The 24620-nt window shown below is 32.2% G+C and carries 23 protein-coding genes; 11 read left to right on the top strand and 12 right to left on the bottom strand.

Features of this window, described 5'->3' with window-relative positions:
- Positions 1-23 precede the first annotated feature (23 nt).
- Positions 24-1253: an HD domain-containing protein gene (locus tag ACHRVX_RS05250; RefSeq protein ID WP_395329934.1), complete on the bottom strand. Its 1230-nt coding sequence runs from the start codon at positions 1251-1253 to the stop codon at positions 24-26.
- A gap of 221 nt (positions 1254-1474) precedes the next feature.
- On the opposite strand from ACHRVX_RS05250, the gene ACHRVX_RS05245 reads away from it, so the two are divergent.
- The 5 genes from ACHRVX_RS05245 to ACHRVX_RS05225 all read left to right on the top strand — a co-directional run bounded on the left by ACHRVX_RS05245 (position 1475) and on the right by ACHRVX_RS05225 (position 5818).
- Positions 1475-3028 (top strand): PglZ domain-containing protein, encoded by a 1554-nt coding sequence (locus ACHRVX_RS05245; RefSeq protein WP_395329932.1) that lies wholly within the window; start codon positions 1475-1477, stop codon positions 3026-3028.
- 132 nt (positions 3029-3160) lie between these two features.
- A complete protein-coding gene (tsaE, locus tag ACHRVX_RS05240) occupies positions 3161-3568 on the top strand; it encodes a tRNA (adenosine(37)-N6)-threonylcarbamoyltransferase complex ATPase subunit type 1 TsaE (protein WP_395329930.1) in 408 nt (135 codons plus the stop codon).
- Positions 3569-3644: 76 nt separating this feature from the next.
- Positions 3645-4112 carry a GNAT family N-acetyltransferase gene (locus ACHRVX_RS05235; RefSeq protein WP_395329928.1) on the top strand — a complete coding sequence of 156 codons (468 nt, stop codon included), beginning with the start codon at positions 3645-3647 and terminating at the stop codon, positions 4110-4112.
- Positions 4113-4195: 83 nt separating this feature from the next.
- The gene (locus ACHRVX_RS05230) at positions 4196-5395 is read left to right on the top strand and encodes an alanine dehydrogenase (protein ID WP_395329926.1); all 1200 of its coding nucleotides are present in this window, start codon (positions 4196-4198) and stop codon (positions 5393-5395) included.
- Between the two features lie 36 nt (positions 5396-5431).
- Positions 5432-5818 (top strand): DUF4258 domain-containing protein, encoded by a 387-nt coding sequence (locus ACHRVX_RS05225; RefSeq protein WP_395329924.1) that lies wholly within the window; start codon positions 5432-5434, stop codon positions 5816-5818.
- A gap of 174 nt (positions 5819-5992) precedes the next feature.
- Here the strand turns inward: ACHRVX_RS05225 and ACHRVX_RS05220 are convergent, their stop codons facing one another.
- Positions 5993-6658 carry a uracil-DNA glycosylase gene (locus ACHRVX_RS05220; protein WP_395329922.1) on the bottom strand — a complete coding sequence of 222 codons (666 nt, stop codon included), beginning with the start codon at positions 6656-6658 and terminating at the stop codon, positions 5993-5995.
- A 130-nt stretch (positions 6659-6788) separates the two neighbouring features.
- Between ACHRVX_RS05220 and ACHRVX_RS05215 the strand changes: the two genes are divergently transcribed.
- Both ACHRVX_RS05215 and ACHRVX_RS05210 read left to right on the top strand, forming a co-directional pair.
- Positions 6789-8954 (top strand): DNA mismatch repair protein MutS, encoded by a 2166-nt coding sequence (locus ACHRVX_RS05215; RefSeq protein WP_395329920.1) that lies wholly within the window; start codon positions 6789-6791, stop codon positions 8952-8954.
- A 379-nt stretch (positions 8955-9333) separates the two neighbouring features.
- On the top strand, positions 9334-9747 hold the full coding sequence (locus ACHRVX_RS05210) for a thiol-disulfide oxidoreductase DCC family protein (protein ID WP_395329918.1): 414 nt from the start codon (positions 9334-9336) through the stop codon (positions 9745-9747).
- Between the two features lie 392 nt (positions 9748-10139).
- Here ACHRVX_RS05210 and ettA read toward each other — a convergent pair whose 3' ends face one another.
- From ettA to holA, 3 genes are all read right to left on the bottom strand, one after another.
- Complete coding sequence (gene ettA / locus ACHRVX_RS05205) at positions 10140-11831, bottom strand: energy-dependent translational throttle protein EttA (protein ID WP_395329916.1); 1692 nt, start codon at positions 11829-11831, stop codon at positions 10140-10142.
- A 95-nt stretch (positions 11832-11926) separates the two neighbouring features.
- A complete protein-coding gene (locus ACHRVX_RS05200) occupies positions 11927-12109 on the bottom strand; it encodes a CAL67264 family membrane protein (RefSeq protein WP_035680915.1) in 183 nt (60 codons plus the stop codon).
- Positions 12110-12176: 67 nt separating this feature from the next.
- Positions 12177-13181, bottom strand: coding sequence for a DNA polymerase III subunit delta (gene holA, locus ACHRVX_RS05195; RefSeq protein WP_395329913.1), 1005 nt, complete (start codon positions 13179-13181; stop codon positions 12177-12179).
- A gap of 97 nt (positions 13182-13278) precedes the next feature.
- Between holA and ACHRVX_RS05190 the strand changes: the two genes are divergently transcribed.
- Genes ACHRVX_RS05190 through ACHRVX_RS05180 form a run of 3 tightly spaced genes read left to right on the top strand, consistent with a single transcriptional unit; the run spans position 13279 to position 15640 of the window.
- Positions 13279-13725 (top strand): type I restriction enzyme HsdR N-terminal domain-containing protein, encoded by a 447-nt coding sequence (locus ACHRVX_RS05190; protein ID WP_395329911.1) that lies wholly within the window; start codon positions 13279-13281, stop codon positions 13723-13725.
- Positions 13726-13752: 27 nt separating this feature from the next.
- The gene (locus tag ACHRVX_RS05185; protein ID WP_395329910.1) at positions 13753-14772 is read left to right on the top strand and encodes a glycosyltransferase family 2 protein; all 1020 of its coding nucleotides are present in this window, start codon (positions 13753-13755) and stop codon (positions 14770-14772) included.
- A 34-nt stretch (positions 14773-14806) separates the two neighbouring features.
- Complete coding sequence (locus ACHRVX_RS05180; protein ID WP_395329908.1) at positions 14807-15640, top strand: flagellar motor protein MotB; 834 nt, start codon at positions 14807-14809, stop codon at positions 15638-15640.
- A 360-nt stretch (positions 15641-16000) separates the two neighbouring features.
- On the opposite strand, the gene ACHRVX_RS05175 is transcribed toward ACHRVX_RS05180, so the two are convergent.
- From ACHRVX_RS05175 to ACHRVX_RS05155, 5 genes are all read right to left on the bottom strand, one after another.
- Entirely contained in the window at positions 16001-16915 is a 915-nt protein-coding gene (locus ACHRVX_RS05175) for a carboxypeptidase-like regulatory domain-containing protein (RefSeq protein WP_395329906.1), read from the bottom strand.
- 81 nt (positions 16916-16996) lie between these two features.
- Positions 16997-17617, bottom strand: a complete 621-nt coding sequence (locus ACHRVX_RS05170; protein WP_395329904.1) for an L-threonylcarbamoyladenylate synthase — start codon at positions 17615-17617, stop codon at positions 16997-16999.
- A 223-nt stretch (positions 17618-17840) separates the two neighbouring features.
- On the bottom strand, positions 17841-20177 hold the full coding sequence (locus ACHRVX_RS05165) for an ATP-dependent helicase (protein WP_395329902.1): 2337 nt from the start codon (positions 20175-20177) through the stop codon (positions 17841-17843).
- 472 nt (positions 20178-20649) lie between these two features.
- The gene (locus tag ACHRVX_RS05160) at positions 20650-20823 is read right to left on the bottom strand and encodes a hypothetical protein (protein ID WP_395329900.1); all 174 of its coding nucleotides are present in this window, start codon (positions 20821-20823) and stop codon (positions 20650-20652) included.
- Positions 20824-20890: 67 nt separating this feature from the next.
- On the bottom strand, positions 20891-21661 hold the full coding sequence (locus ACHRVX_RS05155; protein WP_395329898.1) for a sulfite exporter TauE/SafE family protein: 771 nt from the start codon (positions 21659-21661) through the stop codon (positions 20891-20893).
- A 125-nt stretch (positions 21662-21786) separates the two neighbouring features.
- On the opposite strand from ACHRVX_RS05155, the gene ACHRVX_RS05150 reads away from it, so the two are divergent.
- The gene (locus tag ACHRVX_RS05150; RefSeq protein WP_395329896.1) at positions 21787-22308 is read left to right on the top strand and encodes a hypothetical protein; all 522 of its coding nucleotides are present in this window, start codon (positions 21787-21789) and stop codon (positions 22306-22308) included.
- A 5-nt stretch (positions 22309-22313) separates the two neighbouring features.
- On the opposite strand, the gene ACHRVX_RS05145 is transcribed toward ACHRVX_RS05150, so the two are convergent.
- A complete protein-coding gene (locus ACHRVX_RS05145; RefSeq protein WP_395329894.1) occupies positions 22314-23516 on the bottom strand; it encodes a hypothetical protein in 1203 nt (400 codons plus the stop codon).
- A gap of 21 nt (positions 23517-23537) precedes the next feature.
- Positions 23538-24437: a patatin family protein gene (locus ACHRVX_RS05140; protein WP_395329892.1), complete on the bottom strand. Its 900-nt coding sequence runs from the start codon at positions 24435-24437 to the stop codon at positions 23538-23540.
- Between the last annotated feature and the right edge of the window lie 183 nt (positions 24438-24620).

The raw sequence follows: 24620 nt of genomic DNA, 5'->3' as shown, positions 1-24620 counted from the left end.
AAAATAGATTTTAAATGTTAATTTTAGATAAGTTGTTTTGGAAAACAGATGTAATATTTTGTTACCAATTTAGATAACGATTTCAAATTCAGCTGATCAGACGCTTCTACAACATCCTCAATTGTTTTATCTTTCTTCAAAATTCGGATTGGTTCCGCCTCTTTACTGTAAGCCTGATTTTTTATTTTTCCTCTAAAAATAAAATACCCAGCCTCTAACTGTGTAATATGGTGCGCGTTAGCAAATTGTTCCTTCAAAGATTGCGATTCTTCCATCGGAATTTTGTCTGCACTTAATTTAATTTTTAATAAATCTCTATTAATCAACATTTTACTTAATGTAGATAATATAAAATCGTTATGCTTTTGCCAGGCTTTTAAAGCGCTAATAATATCAAAATCATCTAATTGGGAAAATAAATCTAATTTTTCAGCATCAAAATTTTCTAAATCAACTTTATTTTGCATAAAATACAAAAGTGGCTCGCTGCAAGGCAAATTAATTCCTTTTAATGTCAATTCTTTGGCTCTTTTCAGCACTTTCATCAAAATTAGTTCTGCAACTAAACTCGTTTTATGTAAATAGGCCTGCCAATACATTAATCTTCTTGAAAGAAGAAATTTTTCAACCGAATAAATTCCTTTTTCCTCAATTACTAAAACGTCGTCAACTACATTCATCATCTGAATCAAACGTTCAGAATTTACGTTTCCTTCAGCAACACCTGTATAAAAACTATCACGCTTTAAATAATCCATTCGGTCCATATCTAATTGACTGGAAATCAATTGCAACATGAATTTTCTGTGATATTCACCTTTAAAAACCTGAATCGCTAAACTTAATCTTCCGCCAAATTCATCATTTAACTGATTCATAAATAATAATGAAATTGCCTCGTGATTCACATCTTCAACGATACTTTTTTCCATAGCATGCGAAAAAGGTCCATGACCAATATCATGTAGTAAAATGGCAATCAGCAAAGCACATTCTTCATCGCCTGAAATGGCAACACCTTTAAAACGAAGCGTTTCAATAGCTCGTTGCATTAAATGCATACAGCCCAAAGCATGATGAAAACGCGTATGATTAGCTCCGGGATAAACCAAATACGATAATCCCATTTGCGAAATACGGCGTAGACGCTGAAAATACGGATGCTGAATTAAGTCGTAAATAAGTTCGTTCGGGATGGAAATAAACCCGTAAATGGGATCATTGAATATTTTTAACTTATTGATATGAGTCACTATTTAAGTCTTTTTAGGTCAACAAATATAAGTAAATAACCATAAAAAGCTTTGCGTTTTTCATTTTAAAATTGACATTAAATTGCAGTGATTCTCAATAGGATACTTATCCTGAAAAAAGTTTTAAAATAAAAATCGCTTTTTGTTATTCTGAAATTTATACTATTTTTAATACTTTTTAAGTTCTATACCTCTAAATTGCAATAAAATTAAACACGTTTATGGATAAGATAAAAATACTTTGGGTCGATGATGAAATCGATCTTTTAAAGCCACATATATTATTTCTGGAGAAGAAAAACTACGCTGTAACTACTTGTAACAACGGCTTAGATGCTATCGCTCTTTTTGAAGAAGACAATTTTGACATTGTTTTTTTAGATGAAAATATGCCCGGAATGAGCGGCTTGGAAACGCTTTCGGAAATGAAAGAAAAAAAATCGGCAATCCCGATGATAATGATTACAAAGAGCGAGGAAGAATATATAATGGAAGAAGCCATTGGTTCTAAAATCGCCGATTATTTGATTAAACCTGTAAATCCAAATCAGATTTTGTTGAGTCTGAAAAAAAATCTGGATCATTCGAGATTAATTTCTGAAAAAACAACGTTGGATTATCAAAAGGAATTCAGAAAAATATCCATGGAAATGGCAATGGTCAATTCCTATGAAGATTGGGTAGAATTGTATAAAAAACTAATTTTCTGGGAATTAGAATTAGAGAACATCAACGATCAGGGAATGATTGAAATCCTTGAATCTCAAAAAGTGGAAGCCAACTCACAATTTGGAAAATACATCGAAAGAAATTACGAAGACTGGTTTGCTCCAAAAGCAGATAAACCAATTCAATCTCATACTTTATTCAAGGAATTGGTAGTTCCTGAACTCAAAAAGAAAGACAAACCAATTTTATTTGTCGTGATTGATAATTTACGTTATGACCAATGGAAATCTTTTGAGACAGTTGTCGCCAACTATTATAAGTTAGAAAAAGAAGTTCCATACTTTTCAATTCTTCCAACTGCAACACAATACGCCAGAAATGCTATTTTCTCCGGTTTATTGCCAACAGAAATGGAAAAACAATTTCCGCAATATTGGAAAAATGACGTTGAAGAAGGAGGAAAAAACCTTTATGAAGCCGAATTTCTTTCGGCGCAATTAAAACGTTTAGGTTTGAATATTAAAGAAGATTATTTCAAAATCACCAATTATGCAGGCGGTAAAAAACTGGCAGAAAACTTCAAAGCATTAAAAGGCAATGATTTGATAACCGTGGTATATAATTTTGTGGATATGTTATCGCACGCAAAAACCGAAATGGACGTCGTAAAAGAATTGGCATCAGATGATAAAGCGTATCGCTCACTGACTTTAAGCTGGTTTAAAAATTCTCCGCTTTTAGAAATAATTCAGCAAGCACAGCTTTTGGGTTTCAAACTAATCCTAACAACAGATCACGGAACAATTAATGTAAAAAACCCTTCAAAAGTTGTTGGAGATAAAAATACAAGTTTAAATTTGCGCTATAAAACGGGACGTAGTCTGACATACGAGCAAAAAGATGTTTATGTTGTAAAAGAGCCAAAGGATATTGGTTTACCGGCAATAAACATGAGTAGTTCGTTTATTTTTGCTAAAAATGATTTCTTTTTAGCCTATGTAAACAACTACAATCATTATGTAAGTTATTACAGAAATACATATCAGCACGGTGGAATTTCATTAGAAGAAATGATCATTCCGTTCCTGGTTTTTAACCCGAAATAAAAGAGTTTTCAGTCGCAGTTTCAGTATAAAAAGTTGCCACGAATTTCACAAATCAAAGCTTTATTAAAAAAGAAATTCGCGAAAATTTGTGAAATTTGTGGCAAAAAAAAATATTTATCAAAATAATAAAAAATGAACATCGTTTTTTCATTAGATCAAATTCAGGAAGTAGCAGAGAAAATCATAGCATCAAATCCCAAAAAGATCATTCTTTTTAATGGAGAAATGGGCGTTGGAAAAACTACTTTAATCAAACAATTATGTAAAAGTCTGGGAGTTGAAGACGCTACAAGCAGTCCAACATTCTCATTAGTAAATGAATATTACACATCTAACAATAAGATAGTTTATCATTTTGATTTTTACCGATTAAATAAAGAAACCGAAGCGCTTGATATGGGAGTTGACGATTATTTGTATTCAGGAAACTGGTGTTTTATTGAATGGTCTGAAAAAATTGAAAACCTGATTCCTCAGGAACATTCTATTGTTACCATTGAATTATTAGCAGATGGAAAAAGAGAATTGAAATTAGTTTAGAATATTCCGCAGAGATTCACAAAAAAATTAAAAAAAACTTTGTGAAATCTTCGTGAAAGAACTTAATAAAACATAAATGAATACCCAAGTAGAAATCATCCCATTCTCACCTGATTTAAAGGAATATATCAAAACCTTAAATAAAGAATGGCTTCAAAAATATTTCAGAGTGGAAGAAAAAGACGAAATAGTGCTTTCGAATCCACAGGAAGAAATCATTGATAAAGGCGGAATGATTTTTTATGCTAAATATAATGAGGAGATTCTTGGAACCGTATCTTTAATGAAAGTTGATAAAACGACTTTCGAATTAAGTAAAATGGCAGTTTCAAATAAAGCACAAGGTCTTGGAATTGGGAATAAATTATTAGTTCATTGTTTGGCTGTAGCCGAAGAAAATAATATTAAAAAGCTGTTTTTATATTCCAACCGAATGCTTCTTCCCGCCATTCATCTATATGAAAAGTTTGGTTTTACAGAAGTTCCACTAGGAAACGTGAGTTATGAACGAGCCGACATTAAAATGGAAAAAATTATGACGTAATTTCATCACATAGTATTAGCAGATTTTTTACATTGATTTAAAACTTTTTACGTAATTTGTACTCTTAATTTTCGAATAACCCCATGTCAATAACATTAACTCCATTTACGAAACAACAATTGTTGCCACAAGAAGAAAAACTTGAAGTTGGCCGATTCAAAAGAGAACTTTTCATAGGAATTCCTAAAGAAACAAGTTACCAGGAACGTCGTATTTGCCTGACTCCAGATGCTGTAAATTCGCTGACTTATGAAGGTCACAGAGTTATGATTGAATCCGGAGCCGGAGAAAGTTCCAGTTATTCTGACAAAGAATATTCAGATGCCGGAGCGGAAGTTACAAAAGATACCAAAAAAGTTTTTGGATGTCCGATGCTGCTAAAAGTAGAACCTCCTACTATCGCTGAAATAAAAATGATTAATCCTGAAACGATTATTATTTCGGCAATTCAGTTAAAAACAAAAAAGAAAGAATATTTCGAGGCTTTATCCCAAAAAAAAATTACCGCACTTGCTTTTGAATATATTAAGGATGAAGACGGATCTTATCCTGCTGTAAAATCATTAAGCGAAATTGCCGGAACAGCTTCTATACTTATTGCTGCCGAATTAATGATTACGGACGAATTTGGGAAAGGTCTTTTATTCGGAAACATTACTGGCGTTCCTCCTACCGAAGTTGTTATTTTAGGTGCCGGAACTGTTGGTGAATTTGCTGCTAAAACCGCCATTGGTTTAGGTGCAAATGTAAAAGTTTTTGATAACTCGATTACCAAATTACGACGTTTACAAAACAATTTAAACCAAAGAATATTTACTTCAACAGTTCAGCAAAAAGCGTTATTAAAAGCCTTAAGACGCTGCGATGTTGCTATTGGTGCGATGCGCGGAAAAGAACGTTGTCCTATTATAGTGACAGAAACTATGGTGGAACACATGAAAAAAGGCGCCGTAATTGTGGATGTAAGTATTGATACCGGAGGATGTTTTGAAACTTCGGAAGTTACTACCCACGAAAAACCAACTTTCATAAAAAGTAACGTTTTGCATTATTGCGTACCAAATATTCCTTCAAGATATTCTAAGACTGCCTCATTATCAATTAGTAACATTCTTACTCCATACTTGCTTCAAATCGCTGAAGACGGAGGATTAGAAAGTGCCATAAGATGTAATAAAGGTCTAAAAAACGGAATTTACTTATACCACGGAATCCTAACAAACAAGGCTATTGGCGAATGGTTCGATTTACCGGATAACGACATTAATTTACTTTTATTTTAAGAGAACTTTAATGTACCTTTGCAGAAAAATTAGTTCATGAAGTTCGTACACCGTTTTGCCTATTATTTGATTGGTTTAGTTATGGGATGCTTTTTTGTAGCCCTTGTTTTTAGTGGAAAAGATACTCGTTGCAATTACTTCCCGAATGCCCGAGTTTTAAATAGTTTACGAACAAAACCTTTTCAATATTCTGAAAAAGCAATTAAGACTCTAAATGAAAAATGGGTTGACACCTCTGACGTTAGAAAAACACTGACTTTTGGAGATATTGATTTTGACCAAAGTAATATTCCATTCCAAAAAGGAAAATTATATATAATCGAAGGAAAAACAGCTAATAATCAAGAGATTATTCTTAAAGTAATCAACTACGAAAACAAAGCTATTCTTGACGAAATTATTAAAAAGCCTTTAGAAAAATAGTCACACAATTATAATATCAAGATTTTTGTCATTTCGACGAAGGAGAAATCACATCCAGAAAGTGACGTACTGCGTGTAAGTTACTAGTGTGATTTCTCCTTCGTCGAAATGACAAGATTGTAAAAATAATAAACCACTCTTATATTGACTTATATAACTTATATGGTTTAAAATTTACCATTCAATCTCTTTCATTCCTTTTGATTTCAAAAAAGCATTTGTCTGGCTAAAATGTTTATTACCAAACCAAAATCCTCTATTTGCACTTAAAGGAGACGGATGACCCGATTTTAAAATATAATGTTTTGAAGCGTCAATCAATGAAGTTTTCTTTTGGGCAAAACCACCCCATAATAAAAAAACAACATTTTCTGTTTGAGCAGAAATTTGTTTAATAACAGCATCTGTAAATTTTTCCCAACCTTTTCCCTGATGACTTCCAGCTTCAGATTGTCGAACTGTCAAGGTTGCATTTAATAGAAAAACACCCTGATCTGCCCAACGCTCTAAATTACCGGTTTTAGGAATTGATTTATTTAAATCCGTCTCGATTTCCTTGAAAATATTTTGAAGCGACGGAGGAAACGGAATTCCGTCATTTACAGAAAAACACAACCCATTTGCCTGATTAGGCCCATGATAAGGATCCTGACCAATAATCACCACTTTTACCTGATCAAAATGACAATGATCAAAAGCAGAGAAAATCTGATTTCCTTTTGGGTAGCAAACATTAGTAGTATATTCAGATTTTACAAAATCAATTAATTCGTTGAAATACGGCTTTTCAAATTCTTCATTCAAAACTGGTTTCCAAGAATCATGCATTTTAACGTCCATACTTTTTTTAATGCTAATTTCCGAAATATTTTATTTAAATCATATTTACCAATCATAAATTTAGATACAAACTTTGTAGAATTGAATACTAATGTTTTCGTACTTTTGTGTACTTTGTTAAAGAAAATAAATGATATCTATTACCGAAAAAACATTACAAGATTTACAATTCCCAACAGTTCTCGAAACCATTTCGGCAGGCTGTAATACAGATATAGGAAAAGAAAAAACCTTAAATATAACTCCTTTCAGAGATAAAGACACTTTGATGCAGGCTTTGATGCAAACATCAGAATATGTTTCGTCTTTTGAAAATAACAATGCCATTCCTAATCACGGGTTTGACGCGATTACGCACGAAATCAAATTTCTGGCAATCGAAGATAGTTTTCTTGAAGTGGGAAGTTTTAGAAAAATTGCCACACTTTCATCAACGGCTAATGTACTACTGACTTTCCTGAAAAAGTTTGATGATTATTATCCAAATCTTAATGCCAGAGCTTCAAGAGTTGAATATACTAAAGATATTGTTACCCTAATTGACGCAATTGTTGACAAATATGGTGAGATTAAAGACAATGCTTCGCCTGCTTTATTGAGTATTCGTCAGAATATGAATATTGTTCGTGGTAAAGTAAATCAGAGTTTTGGAGTTGCTCTTACTCATAATAATAGCCTTGGTTATCTGGACGATATTAAGGAAAGTTTCGTTCAAAACCGTAGAGTTTTAGCAGTTCTGGCCATGTATCGCCGTAAAGTAAAAGGCTCCATTTTAGGAAGTTCCAAAACCGGAAGTATTGCTTACATCGAACCGGAAGCAACTTTGCAATATTCAAGAGAATTGGCCAATCTTGAATACGAAGAAAAAGAAGAAATTACGAGAATTTTAAAACAATTATCAAATCAAATTCGCCCGTATTTACCTCTGCTAATTGAATATCAGGAATTTTTGAGTGATATTGATGTTGTTGCCGGAAAAGCAAAATACGCAAACAGAATCAACGGAATCCTGCCAACAATTACTGAAGAACGCAGATTGTTTTTCAGAGAAGCGTATCATCCTATTTTGTATTTGAATAATAAGCAAAAAAACGAGATTACACATCCTCAAACTATTGAATTGAAGCAAGATAATCGAATCATTGTTATTTCAGGACCTAATGCGGGAGGAAAAACAATTTCGCTTAAAACAGTTGGTTTATTGCAATTGATGTTACAATCAGGAATGTTGATTCCGGTTCACGAAAGAAGTGAAACATTTTTGTTCGACAGAATTTTAACAGATATTGGAGACAATCAATCTATTGAAAATCATTTAAGTACTTATAGTTACCGATTGAAAAATATGAATTATTTCTTGAAAAAGTGTAACAAGAAAACCATGTTTTTAATTGATGAATTTGGTACCGGTTCTGATCCTGAATTGGGTGGTGCTTTGGCTGAAATTTTTCTTGAAGAATTTTACCATCGTGAAGCTTTCGGAATTATCACCACGCATTATTCAAATTTGAAAATTCTTGCAAACGAATTGCCTTTTGCTACAAATGCAAATATGATGTTTGACGAAAAATCACTTGAACCAATGTATAAATTAGCTTTAGGTCAAGCCGGTAGTTCGTTTACTTTTGAGGTAGCCTTGAAAAACGGAATTCCGTTTGGGTTAATCAATCGTGCCAAAAAGAAAATTGAAGTAGGCAAAGTTCGCTTTGATAAAACAATTGCAACACTTCAGAAAGAACGTTCAAAACTTGAAAAAACTTCTCTCAACTTAAAAGAGGAAGAAACGCGAGCACGTGAAGAAGGCAAAAAGATGGAAAACATCAATGTGAAAATCAAACAGAAACTGGAAAGCTATCAGGAATTATATGACAGCAACCAAAAGACAATTTACATTGGTCAAAAAATTGAAGACATTGCTGAGAAATATTTCAATAATAAAAATAAAAAAGATCTTATTGGAGAATTTTTAAAAATCATAGAAATTGAAAATTCAAAACGTAAAAAAGCAACTCCAAAAGAAGCCAAAGCGATAATTGAAAAGAAAAAAGAAGTTATTGCCGAAGTCTCTGTTCAGGTAGAAGAAATTCGAAAAGAGAAAAAAGAAAAGAAACTCAAACCTGTTATAGAAAAACCGAAACCTATTTTAAAAGTTGGCGACCGAGTAAGAATGCTAGACGGAAGATCTGTTGGAAGTATCGATTCAATCGAAAAAAATAAAGCAACTGTAAATTATGGGATCTTTACTTCTAAAGTAAGTTTAGATGAGTTGGAATTTGTTGAAGCTGGAAAAAAATAAGTTTTCAGTTTTCGGTCACAGTTATCAGTGCTTAAAATGCTAAAAATAATTAAAAATCAAAATAAAGCGATTTAAGAAATGATTTTTTAAAATACGGTTTGGAAGATCATAGTTTTGAGAAATTAATTTTAAATAGTTTTATGAATGTCGTTTTTGATTTATAAAATTTATTAGATTTACATTCTTAATAGATAAAATAAATAGCACTAAAACAAATCAAAAATAGCAATATTCGCAATCTTTACATTTCGACCGAAGGGATAAATCACACTAGAAACTCCGCAATTTAAATTCCAATCTTTGTAGAGTTACATGTGTGATTTCTCCTCCGTCGAAATGACAAACTATGTATTGAAACTTTAAACTTGAACTTTTTCAAATGCGAGACCTTCCAAAAAACAAAAAAATAATACTCTTCGACAGCGTTTGTAATTTATGCAATGGCGCAGTGCAGTTTATTATCAAACATGATAGAAAAGATATTTTTCGGTTTGTGGCTTTGCAATCAGAATTGGGAATTGAAATTTGTAAATATATTGGTGTAGATCAAACTAAAATTGATAGTATCATTTTATATAATCCTGGTGTTGCTTATTATTACAAATCTTCGGCAGTTCTTGAAATTGCAGAAGATTTAGGTGGTGTTTATAGCTTGGTTGCTGTTTTTAAAATTTTCCCTGAGAAATTTAGAAATTATATTTATGATTATATTGCCAGAAACCGTTACAAATGGTACGGCAAAAAAGAAAGCTGCATGATTCCTACTCCGGAATTGAAGGCTAAGTTTTTATAAAATTTCAATATTTAAATTTTAAATTCCAATCAAAATAAGAGTTCCGATCCATGAAGTTTTTCATTTCGAGGAACGAGAAATCTCACACGAAACTCCGCATGCAAAATAGCCAATCTTTGTCGATTCTCTAGTGCGATTTCTTGTTCCTCGAAATGACAAAATAAAACGAAAATATTTTTATGGAAATGATTGACCTAACCCTGATAGAAGCGGTATCCTTTTATTTTTTTTCTTTAGAAAAATAAAAGATACAAGCGGATAGCAGGAAATAGCTCCTGACTCTTCTACTTCGCTCACCAGTGACATTTGGGTAAAATTTTCAATAAAAAATCCCAAATTCAAATCATCATAATTAGAATTTGGGATTTTTAAAATTTAAAGTTTATTAAAAATTATCTAATTAACTTTCTGTATTTCAAACGTTTTGGAGTTAAATCACCACCTAAACGTTTCTTTTTATTTTCTTCGTATTCAGAGAAACCACCTTCGAAATAGTAGACTTCAGAATCTCCTTCGAACGCTAAAATGTGCGTACAAATTCTGTCTAAGAACCATCTGTCGTGCGAAATAATTACAGCACAACCTGCGAAGTTTTCTAAACCTTCTTCAAGTGCACGAAGTGTGTTTACATCTAAATCATTCGTTGGCTCATCCAGTAAAAGTACGTTTCCTTCTTCTTTCAACGTCATTGCCAAGTGCAAACGGTTACGTTCTCCACCTGAAAGCATTGATACCTTTTTATTTTGCTCGCCTCCACCAAAGTTGAAACGTGATAAATAAGCTCTTGAATTTACTTGCTTTCCTCCCATCATGATCAATTCCTGACCATCAGAAAAATTTTCCCAGATAGATTTATTTGGATCAATATTAGAGTGCGACTGATCTACATAAGCGATTTTCACTGTTTCTCCAACTGAAAATTCTCCACTGTCGGTTTTTTGTTCCCCCATAATCATTTTGAAAATGGTTGATTTACCAGCACCATTTGGTCCGATAATTCCAACAATTCCGGCTTGTGGCAAAGTAAAGTTTAAATTATCATATAATAATTTATCTCCAAAAGCTTTGGCAACATTTTTTGCGTCGATAACATTTGTTCCTAAACGTGGACCATTTGGAATGTAGATTTCCAGGTTTTCATCCAATTGTTTTTGGTCCTCATTCAATAATTTATCGTAATTCTGTAAACGCGCTTTTTGTTTCGTCTGGCGGCCTTTTGCTCCTTGGCGAACCCAATCCAGCTCACGCTCTAAAGTTTTTCTACGTTTTGAAGCTACTTTTTCTTCTTGTGCCATACGGCTTGATTTTTGGTCTAACCAGGAAGAGTAGTTTCCTTTCCATGGAATACCTTCTCCTCTATCAAGCTCTAAAATCCAACCTGCTACATTATCAAGGAAATATCTATCGTGCGTTACTGCAATTACAGTTCCTGCATATTGAGCTAAATGTTGCTCTAACCAAAGAACAGACTCAGCATCAAGGTGATTGGTAGGCTCATCTAAAAGCAATACATCAGGTTGTTGCAACAACAAACGACATAAAGCTACACGACGGCGCTCTCCTCCTGAAAGGTTTTTGATTGGCGTATCCCCTTCCGGAGTACGCAATGCATCCATTGCAATTTCAAGTTTTGTATCGATTTCCCAAGCGCCAAGAGCATCAATTTTGTCTTGCAAAGCTGCCTGACGATCCATCAACTTGTCCATTTTATCAGGATCGGAATAGTTTTCTTCAAGACCGAATAAATCATTGATCTGATTGTATTCTTCTAAAACTGCCATAGTTTCTGCAGCTCCTTCACGAACAATTTCGATAACGGTTTTAGAATCATCAAGAATTGGTTCTTGCTCTAAATAACCTACAGTATAACCGGGTTGAAAAACAACATCTCCCTGATAGTTTTTATCAACTCCTGCAATAATCTTTAATAAAGAAGATTTTCCTGAACCGTTAAGTCCAAGAATACCAATTTTAGCACCATAAAAGAAGCTCAAGTAAATGTTTTTAAGCACTGGCTTATCTGCTCCCTGATAGGTTTTGCTCAATTTTTGCATTGAGAAAATTACTTTCTTATCGTCTGACATTCTATTTATTTTTAATTAATTATTTTTCTACTGATTTTGTCTTGCAATTCAAATTTAATATTGCAATTGATTTTTGATATTGTGATTGAATTTTGTTAAACTCTACCTTTTAAAGCATTAAAAACCCAGGCATTAGCAAAAAATCCAACACCTACTGCTACAAATCCCCAGCCTGAAACATCTCTGTATCTAAAAGCGCCAAGACCTATAAGTAACAATCCCATAAGTACCATTATAAAAGTAGCCCATCCTAAAACGGTATTTTTATTCATTCCCATAATTGTGCAATTATTATTTTTAAGTAGTAATTTTTTTAGAGATGCAAATATCGTGAATTTTCACGGCTTAATTAAATATTTTGTACAGCATTTCTTTTAATAAATCTGACTGCGGCAAAGAATTAGCTCCTACTCCTTTACTTTTTAAATCGACATCTCTTAAAGCTCCAACGATCTGACTCACTTTTCGCATGGGGTAATTTTTTATCGCTAAATCGTATTCCTTTAAAAAATAAGGATTTACACCAATGACACTTGCCACGTTTTTAGGATTTTTATCTTTAAGTCCGTGGTATTTTAAAAGCTGAATGAAAAATCCAAATACTAATCCGGTTGTCATTACGAGCGGATATTCCTTAGGATTATGAGCAAAGTTTTCTGCTATTTTGTATGCTTTAAGCTGATTGCGTTCACCAATTGCTTTTCGAAGTTCAAATACATTATAATCTTTACTAAAACCAATATTTTCCTCGATATGTTGCGGCGTGATTACGGTTCCTTGTGGTAAAATAATCTGTAATTTTTCAAGTTCATTATTGATTTTACTTAAATCTGTACCTAAAAATTCTACTAACATCGCATTAGCTTTTGGATCAATCGTATATTTTTTCCCTGCTAAAACACGTTTAATCCAATCTCCAACCTGATTTTCGTAAAGCTTTTTACTTTCGTAAACAATTCCTTTTTGTGCCAGTAATTTGGTTACTTTTTTGCGTTTATCAAGTGTTTTGTATTTATAACAAAAAACCAGAACCGTAGTTTCCATTGGATTATTTACATAGGATTCTAACTTATCTATTGTTCGGGATAAATCCTGCGCTTCTTTTACAATAACAACTTGACGATCAGACATCATAGGATAACGCTTTGCCGTTGAAACTATATCTTCTACAGATACATCTCTACCATATAATACCGTTTGATTGAATCCTTTTTCTTCTTCTGAAAGTACATTCTTCTCAATATATTCGGATAATTTATCAATATAATAAGGCTCCTCGCCCATTAAAAAATAAATTGGTTTTATATTTCCTGCCTTTATATCATTAACAATTTTTACAACTTCGTCCATTCAATATTTTGTTTCAAGTTTCAGGTTTCGAAGTTTTCATTTCAAGAACTTGAAACTTTAAACTTTGAAACCTCAAACTATTTTATATTTTTGCGCTATGCAGCAACTCAATTTTCCGACTTATACTTTCCGATTCAAAAATAGCGAAAATAAAGTGTCTATTTTTGATGAAATCAGGAAAAAATTTATCATTCTTACTCCAGAAGAATGGGTACGTCAGCATGTGGTTCATTATTTAACAGAGGAAAAAAAATATCCTAAATCCTTAATCAATGTTGAAAAAGTTTTAACAGTCAACGGATTACGAAAAAGATACGATGTGGTAGTCTTTAATCCGGACGGTTCGATACATATATTAGTAGAATGTAAAGCGCCAAGTGTGAAAATTTCACAAGCAACTTTTGATCAAATTGCGCGTTATAATATGACAATGAAGGCACGGTTTTTGAACGTTACGAACGGTCTGAATCATTTTTATTGTCAGATGGATTTTGAAAACGAAAAATATCAGTTTTTGAGAAATTTGCCCGATTATAACGATTAAAATAGTATTAAATAAATAAAATAACTTTTGGATAAAATTGCTGTTGTCATTTTAAATTGGAATGGAGTAAAATTGTTAGAACAATTTCTGCCGTCTGTTGTACAGTTTTCAGAAGGAGCTCAAATATATGTTGCAGATAATGCATCAACAGATGATTCTATAGATTTTATCAGTCAAAATTTTCCCACTATTAAAATAGTTGTAAACACCGGAAATCACGGTTTTGCAAAAGGTTATAATGATGCTTTACAACATATTAATGCTGAAATTTATGCGTTAATAAATTCAGATATTGAAGTTACGGAAAATTGGCTGAATCCAATTATTGAAACTTTCGATAAGGAAAACCAAACCGCAATTATCCAGCCTAAAATTCTTGATTTTAAAAATAAGGAATACTTTGAATATGCCGGAGGAGCCGGTGGTTTTATTGATAAATTTGGTTACCCTTTTTGCCGTGGACGTATTTTTGATACTATCGAAAAAGATAGTGGTCAATACGATGATAATTGTGAATTATTCTGGGCATCAGGAGCGTGTTTTTTTATCCGGAGTGAAGTATATCATGAATTAGGAGGTTTTGATGAAAGTTTTTTTGCGCATCAGGAAGAAATTGATTTATGCTGGCGTGCTGCAAATGAAGGACATATTATAAAATACAATTCAGGATCAACTGTTTATCACGTTGGAGGAGCCACTTTACAACAGGGAAATCCTAAAAAAACATATTTGAATTTTAGAAATTCACTACTAATGCTTGTAAAAAACCTACCTAAAAAAAGGATGTTTTTTGTCATTTTTTTCAGAATGATTCTGGACGGAATCGCAGGTATCCGTTTTCTTACGCAGGGAAAATTTAAGCATAGTTTTGCGATTTTACATGCCCATTTTTCATTTTATTGTATATCTTTAAAATACTTACGACAACGAAAAGATTTTCAGATACAGCAATACTATACCGTAAAAAGTATCGTTTACTTGTATTACATAAAGAAATTGCTGGTTTTTAAAGAAATCTTTAACAGTAATCAAAATATTAAGAACTAAATTTGTAATCAACGTTTAATTAAATAAATACCCTATGAGAAAAATAGTAATCGCACTATCAGTATTAATGGCCTTAACTTCGTGTGTATCGAAAAAGGAATACGCAGCTTTAGAAGCTAAGAATAAAGAAATCCAAGATTTATTAAACTCTTGCACCGTTAAACTAAACTCTTGTTTAGAGGAAAAAGCAGGATTAGCAGCGACAGCTGAAAGTTATAAAGCACACAATCAGGACTTAATAAGCACATCTAAAGATTTAACAGTATTAACAACTAAAGGAGCTGAAAACCTTGAAAAATCATTAGAAAGTTTAAAAGAAAAAGATTTAAAAATATCCAGACTTCAGGATGCATTAACTAAAAAAGACAGTGTAACATTAGCGTTAGTTACTAGTTTAAAAGGTGCTGTTGGAATTAATGATCCGGATATCGAAATTAACGTAGAAAAAGGTGTTGTATTTATTTCTATTGCTGATAAATTATTATTTAAAAGCGGTAGTTATGATGTAACTGATGCAGCAAAAGGTGTTTTAGCTAAGGTTGCAAAAGTAGTGAATGACAAACCTGATTTTGAATGTATGGTTGAAGGTCACACAGATAACGTTCCTTACAAAAGTAATGGTGTTTTGTTAGACAACTGGGATTTAAGTGTTAAACGTTCTACATCAATTGTACGTGTTTTAACAAATGACCTTGGTGTTAACCCTGCAAAATTAATTGCAGCAGGTAGAAGTTCATACGTACCATTAGTGGCTAATGATACTCCGGACAACAAAGCCCGTAACAGAAGAACTCGTATTGTTGTTATGCCAAAAATCGATCAATTCTATGATATGATTGAAAAAGAAATGAAAAAACAACAAAAATAATTTAAAGTCTAAAAACTTTATTATACAGAAAAAGCAGGTCAATTGACCTGCTTTTATGTATTCCTAATTTTTTTAATAACCAATTAAATAAAATCAGGAATAGCATTATCTTAAATTAACTAACTAAATTTTAACTAGTACTAAAGTTAATTATTTATTTTCAATAATTATACAATTTCAGTTTTTTTTTACAAAAACATCATATTGCTGGCTTATATAATATATTTCCTTTAATCTTTTATTGTATACCGTAATTTAGAGGTAACATATCTCCCACTTTCTTTTCCGAAATTTTACCTGAAAACAATATACTCTCAATATTTGAATTGTTACCATATTTATAGATGTAAAAGCTATCTGTCAGAAAAGTAATTTTTGATTCTTCAGTTCTGTAAAGGCAATATTGTAAGAAGCTACAATATCCTTTAGATTTTCATTTTTGATTTCTCCTTTTGGCTGAGGCAATATTTCTACTTTTACAAAATCTTCCTCTTCAATAATCCTGAATCTTTTGAGAGGATCGATACTATTATCATCATTAAGTAAAATAAACTTCTTTATTCCCCAATCCTTTTTAGCAAAATTCCTGAAAAATTGAATTTGTGATCCCTCATAGGTTTTTTGTCTTCGTTCTAAAACTTCAGTCGAATTATTAATGTCTTCAAAACGGCTCACTCCTCCATAAAAGTTTTTTATAACATCTTTTGACGCAATACTTAGTTTATTAAAAGCGACTTCAAAAACGACCAATTCAAAATCAATTTTATATCCTAAAGCTTCATTTATAATTGCTAGAGGTTTATCTGAAAAGGCCGTGAAAATAAATTTGTCTTTGTCATATTTAAAATGAAGATCACTTTCGTTTTGTATTATTGTTCCCTTTGCATTATTTGTCTTTCCTAAAAAATATTCCCTAAACAATTTAAGCTTTTGAGCTCTGGTAAATAATTCATTTGTATTAATAACAACCTCTTTAAGTTCATTTTTTGAGACTGACATTGCAATATTCAGAGGTTTGGCAACATCTAAACCCGTTAAATATTCAGTTTGATATCCCATGAAACTTATTACCAGAATATTATTGGCATTGGGTTCGTATTGGATAGTGAAGTTTCCTTTTGAATCTGAAATGGTAGAGATAGTAGTTCCGTCAAAATAAACATTCACACCTTCTAAAGGAATATTTTCCTGATTCGAAATCTTACCTTTAAGGGTATTTTGAGAAAATATTGTAATTGTAGTAAACAGGAACAAAACAAGATAAAGGTTTTTCATAAAACAGAAAATGGCTTGATTAATTATTAGCTAATTAACCAAACCATTTTGAATTATCCTAGATAATTTATGATTTTAATCTTACAAAATATTCAAATCTCCTTTTCCTTCCCTGATAACAACAGGCTCATAATCTGACAAATCTATAATTGTAGAACCTACGTTGTCTCCATATCCACCGTCAATAACAAGATCAACAATATTTTGCCATTTTTCAAAAATCAATTCCGGATCTGTGGTGTACTCAATTACATCATCTTCATCACGAATAGAAGTTGAAACTATAGGATTCCCTAATTTCCTAACTATTTCTAACGCAATATTGTTATCGGGAACACGAATACCAACAGTTGTTTTCTTTTTAAACTCTTTTGGCAAATTATTATTTCCCGGCAAAATAAACGTGTAAGGACCTGGTAATGCCCTTTTTAAAATCTTGAAAGTCGACGTATCAATTTGACGTACATAATCTGAGAGATTACTCAAATCATGACAGATAAATGAAAAGTTTGCTTTTTCAAGTTTAACTCCTTTTATTTTTGCAATTTTTTCTAAAGCGCGTGAATTTGTAATATCACAACCTAAACCATACACGGTATCAGTTGGATAAATTACTAAACCTCCGTTTTGAAGCACTTTTACCACTTTGGCAATTGCAGCTTCATTAGGTTTATCGGGATATATTTTTATGAACTCAGCCATTTTCTAATTTTTGTTTTAATTGTTTCAGGTTTATTTTGTTTCAGGTTTCAAGTTTCAAAAACTGAATCTTTATACTTAACCGCAAAGTTTGCAAGGATTTACGCTAAGAGCGCAAAGCGTTAGATTTTTAAGTATTGACTTTCAAACTTTGCGTAAATCCTTGCAAACTTTGCGGTTAAATTATGTTCAAAGTAGAGCAACCTAAAACTTGAAAGCTAATATTTTAACCAACAACGTCTAATTTTGCAAATCGAAGCAATAGCTTTTTAATTCCTCCTACTTCAAATTTAATCTCAGCTTTTTTATCAGCGCCAACGCCTTCCATATTTACTACTTCACCTTTTCCAAAACGTTCGTGCATTACAATATTTCCAATAGTCAGTTTGCTATCAAATAAATTAGGTGCAGCATTATTAGGATTTACTCCTCCAACTGGTTTTAATTTCCGAATATTGAGATCTGATTTTGGTTCGCTTTCTGTAATATATTTTGGCGGAGTTGAACCAACAGGTTTTGCCAAACGCAATTTCGATTTATCAACATCGCCAAAAATATCTCCATCAATTTGGGATTTATAACGGTAATTACTCTCGGCAGGAGTTAAATATTCTAAATATTGTCCATCAATTTCTTCAATAAAACGCGACGGTTCACTATCCGTCAATTTTCCCCAGCGGTAACGTGATTGTGCATAAGTTAAATATGCCTGATGCTCTGCACGAGTTAAAGCTACATAAAATAAACGACGCTCTTCCTCTAACTCACTTCTGGTACTCATACTCATCGCACTTGGAAACAAGTCTTCCTCCATTCCCACAACAAAAACATGCGGGAACTCCAGTCCTTTTGCAAGGTGAATTGTCATCAAAGCCACACGATCTTCGTCAGATGTATCTTTATCTAAATCAGTTGCAAGTGCCACATCTTCCATAAATTCAGATAATGCTCCTCTTGCGCCGTCAATTTCTTTTTGTCCTTCAGTAAAATCTTTTAAACCGTTTAAAAGTTCCTCAATATTCTGAATTTTTGCCATTCCTTCCGGAGTAGCATCTTTTTTAAGCTCCTGAACTAAACCGGTTTTCTTAGCAACGTAATCAGTGATATAAAAAGCATCCTGATTTTGATCGATCACCTGAAAACTCTGGATCATCGTCACAAAATCATTTATTTTATTCTTCGTTCCTGTATTTAATTTCAGCTCAATTTTATCAATATTCACCATCACTTCCCAAATCGAACGTTTGTAGTGATTGGCAGCAATTGTAAGTTTTTCAACAGTGGTATCGCCAATTCCACGAGCCGGATAATTGATTACACGAACCAACGCTTCTTCGTCTTTCGGGTTAATTACCAAACGCAAATAACACAAAACGTCCTTGATTTCCTTACGTTGGTAAAATGATAATCCACCATAAATTCGGTACGGAATATCACGTTTTCTTAGCGCATCCTCCATCGCACGTGATTGAGCGTTAGTACGATACAAAATCGCAAACGAACCATTATGCATCTGATTCATCATTTTTTGCTCAAAAATAGTACTCGCCACAAAACGTCCTTCTTCAGCATCCGTTAAACTGCGGTGTATTTTTATTTTGGCTCCAAAATCATTTGCAGTCCAGACAATTTTATCAAGTTTGACTTTATTATGATCAATAATGGTATTAGCCGCTTCTACAATATTTCGGGTAGAACGATAATTTTGTTCTAAACGAAACATTTTTACACCTTCGTAATCCTTTTGGAAATTCAAAATATTATTAATATTCGCACCACGGAAAGCATAAATACTCTGCGCATCATCACCAACTACACAAATATTCTGAAATTTATCTGATAAAGCCCTAACAATCAAATACTGTGAGTGATTTGTATCCTGGTACTCATCAACTAATATATAACGGAAGCGGTTTTGATACTTCGCCAATACTTCCGGAAAACGAGTTAATAACTCATTGGTTTTCAACAATAAATCATCAAAATCCATTGCTCCGGCTTTGAAACAGCGTTCTACATATTGCTGATAAATTTCTCCTAAGCGTGGTCTTTTTGCCATTGCATCAGCTTCTACCAATTCAGGATTATTAAAATAAGCCTTAACCGTAATCAAGCTATTTTTATAAGTTGAAATTCGTCCTAAAATTTGTTTTGGTTTATAGATATCACGATCCAGTTGCATTTCCTTGATAATAGACGAAATCAGCCTTGCAGAATCTTGTGAATCATAAATAGTAAAGTTAGAGGGATACCCCAAATGATCTGATTCCGCACGAAGAATACGGGCAAAAATCGAGTGAAAAGTTCCCATCCATAGATTTTTAGCCTCAGTTGCTCCTACAATATCCGAAATCCTGTGCTTCATTTCACGAGCCGCCTTATTTGTAAAAGTAAGCGATAAAATGCTGAACGCATCAACACCCTGAGCCATCAAATAAGCAATTCTGATAGTTAAAACACGAGTTTTTCCAGAACCTGCACCAGCAATAATGATCATTGGCCCGTCTTTTTGTAAAACAGGTTCACGTTGTGCTTCATTGAGCTGGTCAATATATTTTTGCATCAAATTTTTCTCCATAATTACTGCAAAAATAAGAATTATTGATTGAATAAGCTACTACCTTTTTAAGGTTCTAAGTTGCTAAAGTTTTTTATTTTTTTGAAGCAAAACAATTGGCTTTTTTCTAAGATAATGAGTTTGTAAGAGGCTAAGTAACTCAGATTCTTCTTTTTTGAAGCAGAAACAATTATCATTTTAAGAAACATCGTTCCCGCTTTCGGCTTTATCTCTCCTCCCGATAGCTATCGGGATACGAGGATATTTCCTCTATCGGGGCTAGAAAGAAACAATTGGCTTTTAAACATTTGCAAAAACAAGAGAAGACATAAAAATCAAATGTTGCCAAACCAAACGGAATGAATTCCGTTACTACAAAATATCTCGTTCCTCCGGAACTTAAACTAAAGATTTTTCGCTCTGAAATATATTTAGCAAAAAATTTAAATTGTTTTAAATTTTTAAATAAGAAATCCGTTTAAATCTGGATATTATACATAATTGCTAGTTTTTCTTTAAAATCAGAATAATCAATCGTTCTGCCTGCCTTGATATCTTCTTCACTCTTTTCGAATTCATGAAGTAGTATTCTATTAGAAATCAGGAAATTTTTATCGTCATCATTCTTGCCATTTTCAATTTTTTCTTTCATTTTATATTATTTATATTATTTTTATTATTTTAAAATTACCAACTCACAATATTAGAATCTCAGCAACTTAATTCTTAAAAAACACATCATAAGCAAACCGAATCAAAGTTCCAATTACCACAACCAAAAAGAAGATTCTAATAAATCCATTTCCTTTATTAATTGCCAGTTTCGCACCAATCCACCCGCCAAGTCCATTGCTGATTGCCATAGGAATTGCAATTGACCAAATGATTTTTCCTTTTATCATAAACAGACAAATCGAACCAAAATTTGTTGCCAGATTCACCATTTTAGCATTCGCGGAAGCGTGTAAAAAGTCAAAACCTAAAAGTGCAATAAAAGCAACCACAAAAAAACTTCCGGTTCCGGGACCAATAAATCCGTCGTAAAAACCAACAATTACACTGATTACAACAGCGTAAATAATTTGCGTTGTAGCCGAATGATCTTTCGCAACATGTTGTCCAAAATTTTTCTTCGCATACGTATATATAAACAGTAATGATAAAACTACGAGCAAAAGCGGTTTCATAAAATCATTGCTCACCATTGTCAGTAAAGTCGATCCTAAAAATGCCGAAGGAACAGCCAGACACATCATGATCAAAAGCAATTTCCACTGAATCACCACTTTTTTCAAATATTGGAAAGCTGCAAAAGAGGTTCCGGTAAAAGCGGGTAATTTTAAAGTTCCAATAACTGTAGAAACCGGCAAGTTAGGCAACAATATTAATCCCACTGGAGTCTGAATTAATCCGCCACCGCCAACAATTGCATCAATAAATCCTGCCGCAAAAGCAGCCAGGCAAAGTAAAACTATTATGTATGATTCCATTATTCTAGTATTTCAGACCATTTTGAAAAATGTACACAAAAGTAGCCTTACATTTTGTTTATTACAATAAAATTTAATGTGGATTTCTCCCCAAAAAGTATATTTTTGTTGAAAAATTGAACCAAATGGATTTTACAAGAATTATAGAATTAGCCAGTTATACTTTACCAGCCATTGTTACAGGATTTGTGGCTTACAGTTTTTTTGAATTGCATATAAAAAACAATGATAAAAAACGTAATTTTTTATTAAACAAAGAAGCTCATAAAGAATCTTTACCAATACGTTTACAGGCCTACGAGCGCATGACTTTATATTTAGAGCGTATTAATCTGACCAAATTACTAATTAGAATTGTGCCCATTTCACACGAAAAACATGATTATGAAAACTTTGTAATTGACCAGATCGAACAAGAATTCGAACACAATTTAACGCAACAAATTTATATGTCTGATGAATGTTGGACAATAATTACAACGGCTAAAAACTCGACAATACAAATCATCCGTAAAGCGGCAATGAGCGATCGTGTGGACAGCGCAGATAAATTAAGAGAGAAAATTTTGAATGATTTATTAGAGAAACAATCTCCAAGTAATGCTGCTTTGGGATATATTAAAAATGAGGTTTCAGAGTTGTGGTAGAAAAATTATAACCAACCATCTAATAATTTATTTACATATTTTATTTTTTCTGTATAATCTGAAATGTCATTTTTCATTATATTTTCAGGTCTGTGAACAAGTTGATTTCTTAATTCAATGAATACTCTAATTTCATTATGGATATCCTCATTTAAAATTCCATGATTAGACAATCTCATTAAGTCACCAACTAGTGATCGCTTAATATAGTCAGGTCTCTCTTCAGGATATATATGAAAAATTTTATCTTCAACTAATTTAGAAATTAAATCTGTCATTTCAGAATAAGCAGAAAGATATTCTCCTGAATTAAAATTAAAATTACCTGCAATTGTCTCAGTTAAAATTGTGCTTTCTCTCTCTGAAATATCAATTTTACTTAAATTTAAAATTGCTTTTATTATAACATCTTTTACATCTTTACATAAATCAATAACCTTATTGTAATCAGATTTATCAAATATTCTATTGTGAGCGATCTTACATCTTAGATCGTATAGTTCATCCCATTTTTTACTTAAACTTTCTTTCGTAATATCTATTCCTACACTATCTGAAAAATATTTCTCCCAATTAGACATGGGAATCAATGTTTTTATTTCCTCTAATTTAAATTCATTTATATTTTGGGATTTTTTAAGTTTTTGAATTAAATGATCTCTATGAGCAGTATAATTCTCACTAAAAAGAAAGTTTTTTAATTGAATAAAATCCACATTATGTAAATAAGTCATATCCTTATTAAGTGAATTAATTGAACTTTTAACATCATCTGGTACACGTTCTTTTACCCAATTTATGCCGACATTAGTCAACATAAATTTTGTAATTAATTTTCGCATTAAATTCTCAATTTCAAAAATCAATGGGTAAGCTAAATTAGAATAATACAAGCTTATACCATCAAAAAGAATTTGAGGCGTTTTATTAATAACGTGTAGTACGGATTTTACTCCTCTTAATAATTCTATGAACTCATCAATTCTTTTTTCATCTATTATTATAATCGTTAAGTGAAAATATGAATCCCCTGTATTTTTAACTTTACCTGATTCAATTGAATAATGAGCTTCTAATTTTTTATAAACCAATTTATCTTTTAAAATGTGAATTTCAGGATCAGATTGTAACAAATTATTAAATGTCCTATCATCAGAACATTTAATGTTTTGATTATCTATAAATACGAGATATTCTACTCTAAGCATAAATTTTATTTTTAATTAAAATTACCTGTTATCACTCATAACTTCAGACTTATTCTGAGCATATTCGTAACCTTGATCCCACCATTCTTTCATGACTTCTTTATTAAAAATAAGTGCATTATCAGTTAATCGTGTTGGCGTGTAATATAAGTTAAGTTTTACATCCTTGCTGTTTGCCATAAGTTTTCCTATAGCAATATCATGTTTTTCCACCTGATCTAAAGCAATTCGGAACAAATCAATCATTAGTGAAAACGGATTTTTACCAATGACAGTTTTTGTCATATTGACTTCAGTTTCAAGAATAATTACATCAATTTCTGTTGCGCCACGATTTATAGCTTCACGAATAGGCACTAAACTTGAAAATCCACCATCGCCATATTCGCAATTGTCTTTTTCAACCAAACTCATAAACGGAACATAGTTACTTGAAATCCAGGACCAATCACAAAATTCCTCATAAGTACAATCTTTAACGGATTTATATTCTGATTCATTCTTAGTGAAATTAGTAACCGTAACCACAACATCACTTTTAAGCTTTTTGAGATTATTAAAATCCGATATTGAAAAATTTGATTTGATGTATTTACGTAAACCTTTGCTTTCGCCAAATGTTCTTTTCCCTTTAAAAAACTGACGCAGAACGTTAAAGTGATTAATTGTAACGATATCGATTCCATCCTTAACCTTCACCACAAACGGGCAAATATTAAAGATTCCGTTCATAGTAACATTGGTGTAAACGGAATGAATTTTTTTGATATGCCCAAGTGCCAAATGCGGAATAAGTAAGCTACCTGTAGAAGTTCCTAAAAACAAATCATATTCGTGATTTTTCTCTTCTATTAAATATTGCGCTACGCCACCGGCAAATGCGCCCTTACTTCCTCCACCAGAAATAACCAATGCTCTCATAAATATAATGTAGGTTTTGTTTTTGGATTTTTTTAGGGGAGAAAAGAGTCAAGAGGAAAGAATAAAGAGTCAAGATGTTAGATATTACAATTAAAGAGAATTGAGTAAAATCTAAATTTATTGCCTTTTTATATCATCTTATTCCTATCTAACCCTTTAGTCTTTGATCTTGATCCTTTCCTC

The sequence above is a fragment of the Flavobacterium sp. FlaQc-47 genome, assembly GCF_044006475.1.
Taxonomy (GTDB): Bacteria; Bacteroidota; Bacteroidia; order Flavobacteriales; family Flavobacteriaceae; genus Flavobacterium.
This window is presented reverse-complemented; position numbering and strand designations above follow the sequence as displayed.

Bases quoted from the DNA above. Each gene is read 5' to 3' on its own strand.
- ACHRVX_RS05245 (WP_395329932.1), top strand. From the start codon at position 1,475: ATGGATAAGATAAAAATACTTTGGGTCGATGATGAAATCGATCTTTTA.
- tsaE (WP_395329930.1), top strand. From the start codon at position 3,161: ATGAACATCGTTTTTTCATTAGATCAAATTCAGGAAGTAGCAGAGAAA.
- ACHRVX_RS05235 (WP_395329928.1), top strand. From the start codon at position 3,645: ATGAATACCCAAGTAGAAATCATCCCATTCTCACCTGATTTAAAGGAA.
- ACHRVX_RS05230 (WP_395329926.1), top strand. From the start codon at position 4,196: ATGTCAATAACATTAACTCCATTTACGAAACAACAATTGTTGCCACAA.
- ACHRVX_RS05225 (WP_395329924.1), top strand. From the start codon at position 5,432: ATGAAGTTCGTACACCGTTTTGCCTATTATTTGATTGGTTTAGTTATG.
- ACHRVX_RS05220 (WP_395329922.1), bottom strand. From the start codon at position 6,658: ATGGACGTTAAAATGCATGATTCTTGGAAACCAGTTTTGAATGAAGAA.
- ACHRVX_RS05215 (WP_395329920.1), top strand. From the start codon at position 6,789: ATGATATCTATTACCGAAAAAACATTACAAGATTTACAATTCCCAACA.
- ACHRVX_RS05210 (WP_395329918.1), top strand. From the start codon at position 9,334: ATGCGAGACCTTCCAAAAAACAAAAAAATAATACTCTTCGACAGCGTT.
- ettA (WP_395329916.1), bottom strand. From the start codon at position 11,831: ATGTCAGACGATAAGAAAGTAATTTTCTCAATGCAAAAATTGAGCAAA.
- ACHRVX_RS05200 (WP_035680915.1), bottom strand. From the start codon at position 12,109: ATGGGAATGAATAAAAATACCGTTTTAGGATGGGCTACTTTTATAATG.
- holA (WP_395329913.1), bottom strand. From the start codon at position 13,181: ATGGACGAAGTTGTAAAAATTGTTAATGATATAAAGGCAGGAAATATA.
- ACHRVX_RS05190 (WP_395329911.1), top strand. From the start codon at position 13,279: ATGCAGCAACTCAATTTTCCGACTTATACTTTCCGATTCAAAAATAGC.
- ACHRVX_RS05180 (WP_395329908.1), top strand. From the start codon at position 14,807: ATGAGAAAAATAGTAATCGCACTATCAGTATTAATGGCCTTAACTTCG.
- ACHRVX_RS05175 (WP_395329906.1), bottom strand. From the start codon at position 16,915: ATGAAAAACCTTTATCTTGTTTTGTTCCTGTTTACTACAATTACAATA.
- ACHRVX_RS05170 (WP_395329904.1), bottom strand. From the start codon at position 17,617: ATGGCTGAGTTCATAAAAATATATCCCGATAAACCTAATGAAGCTGCA.
- ACHRVX_RS05165 (WP_395329902.1), bottom strand. From the start codon at position 20,177: ATGCAAAAATATATTGACCAGCTCAATGAAGCACAACGTGAACCTGTT.
- ACHRVX_RS05160 (WP_395329900.1), bottom strand. From the start codon at position 20,823: ATGAAAGAAAAAATTGAAAATGGCAAGAATGATGACGATAAAAATTTC.
- ACHRVX_RS05155 (WP_395329898.1), bottom strand. From the start codon at position 21,661: ATGGAATCATACATAATAGTTTTACTTTGCCTGGCTGCTTTTGCGGCA.
- ACHRVX_RS05150 (WP_395329896.1), top strand. From the start codon at position 21,787: ATGGATTTTACAAGAATTATAGAATTAGCCAGTTATACTTTACCAGCC.
- ACHRVX_RS05145 (WP_395329894.1), bottom strand. From the start codon at position 23,516: ATGCTTAGAGTAGAATATCTCGTATTTATAGATAATCAAAACATTAAA.
- ACHRVX_RS05140 (WP_395329892.1), bottom strand. From the start codon at position 24,437: ATGAGAGCATTGGTTATTTCTGGTGGAGGAAGTAAGGGCGCATTTGCC.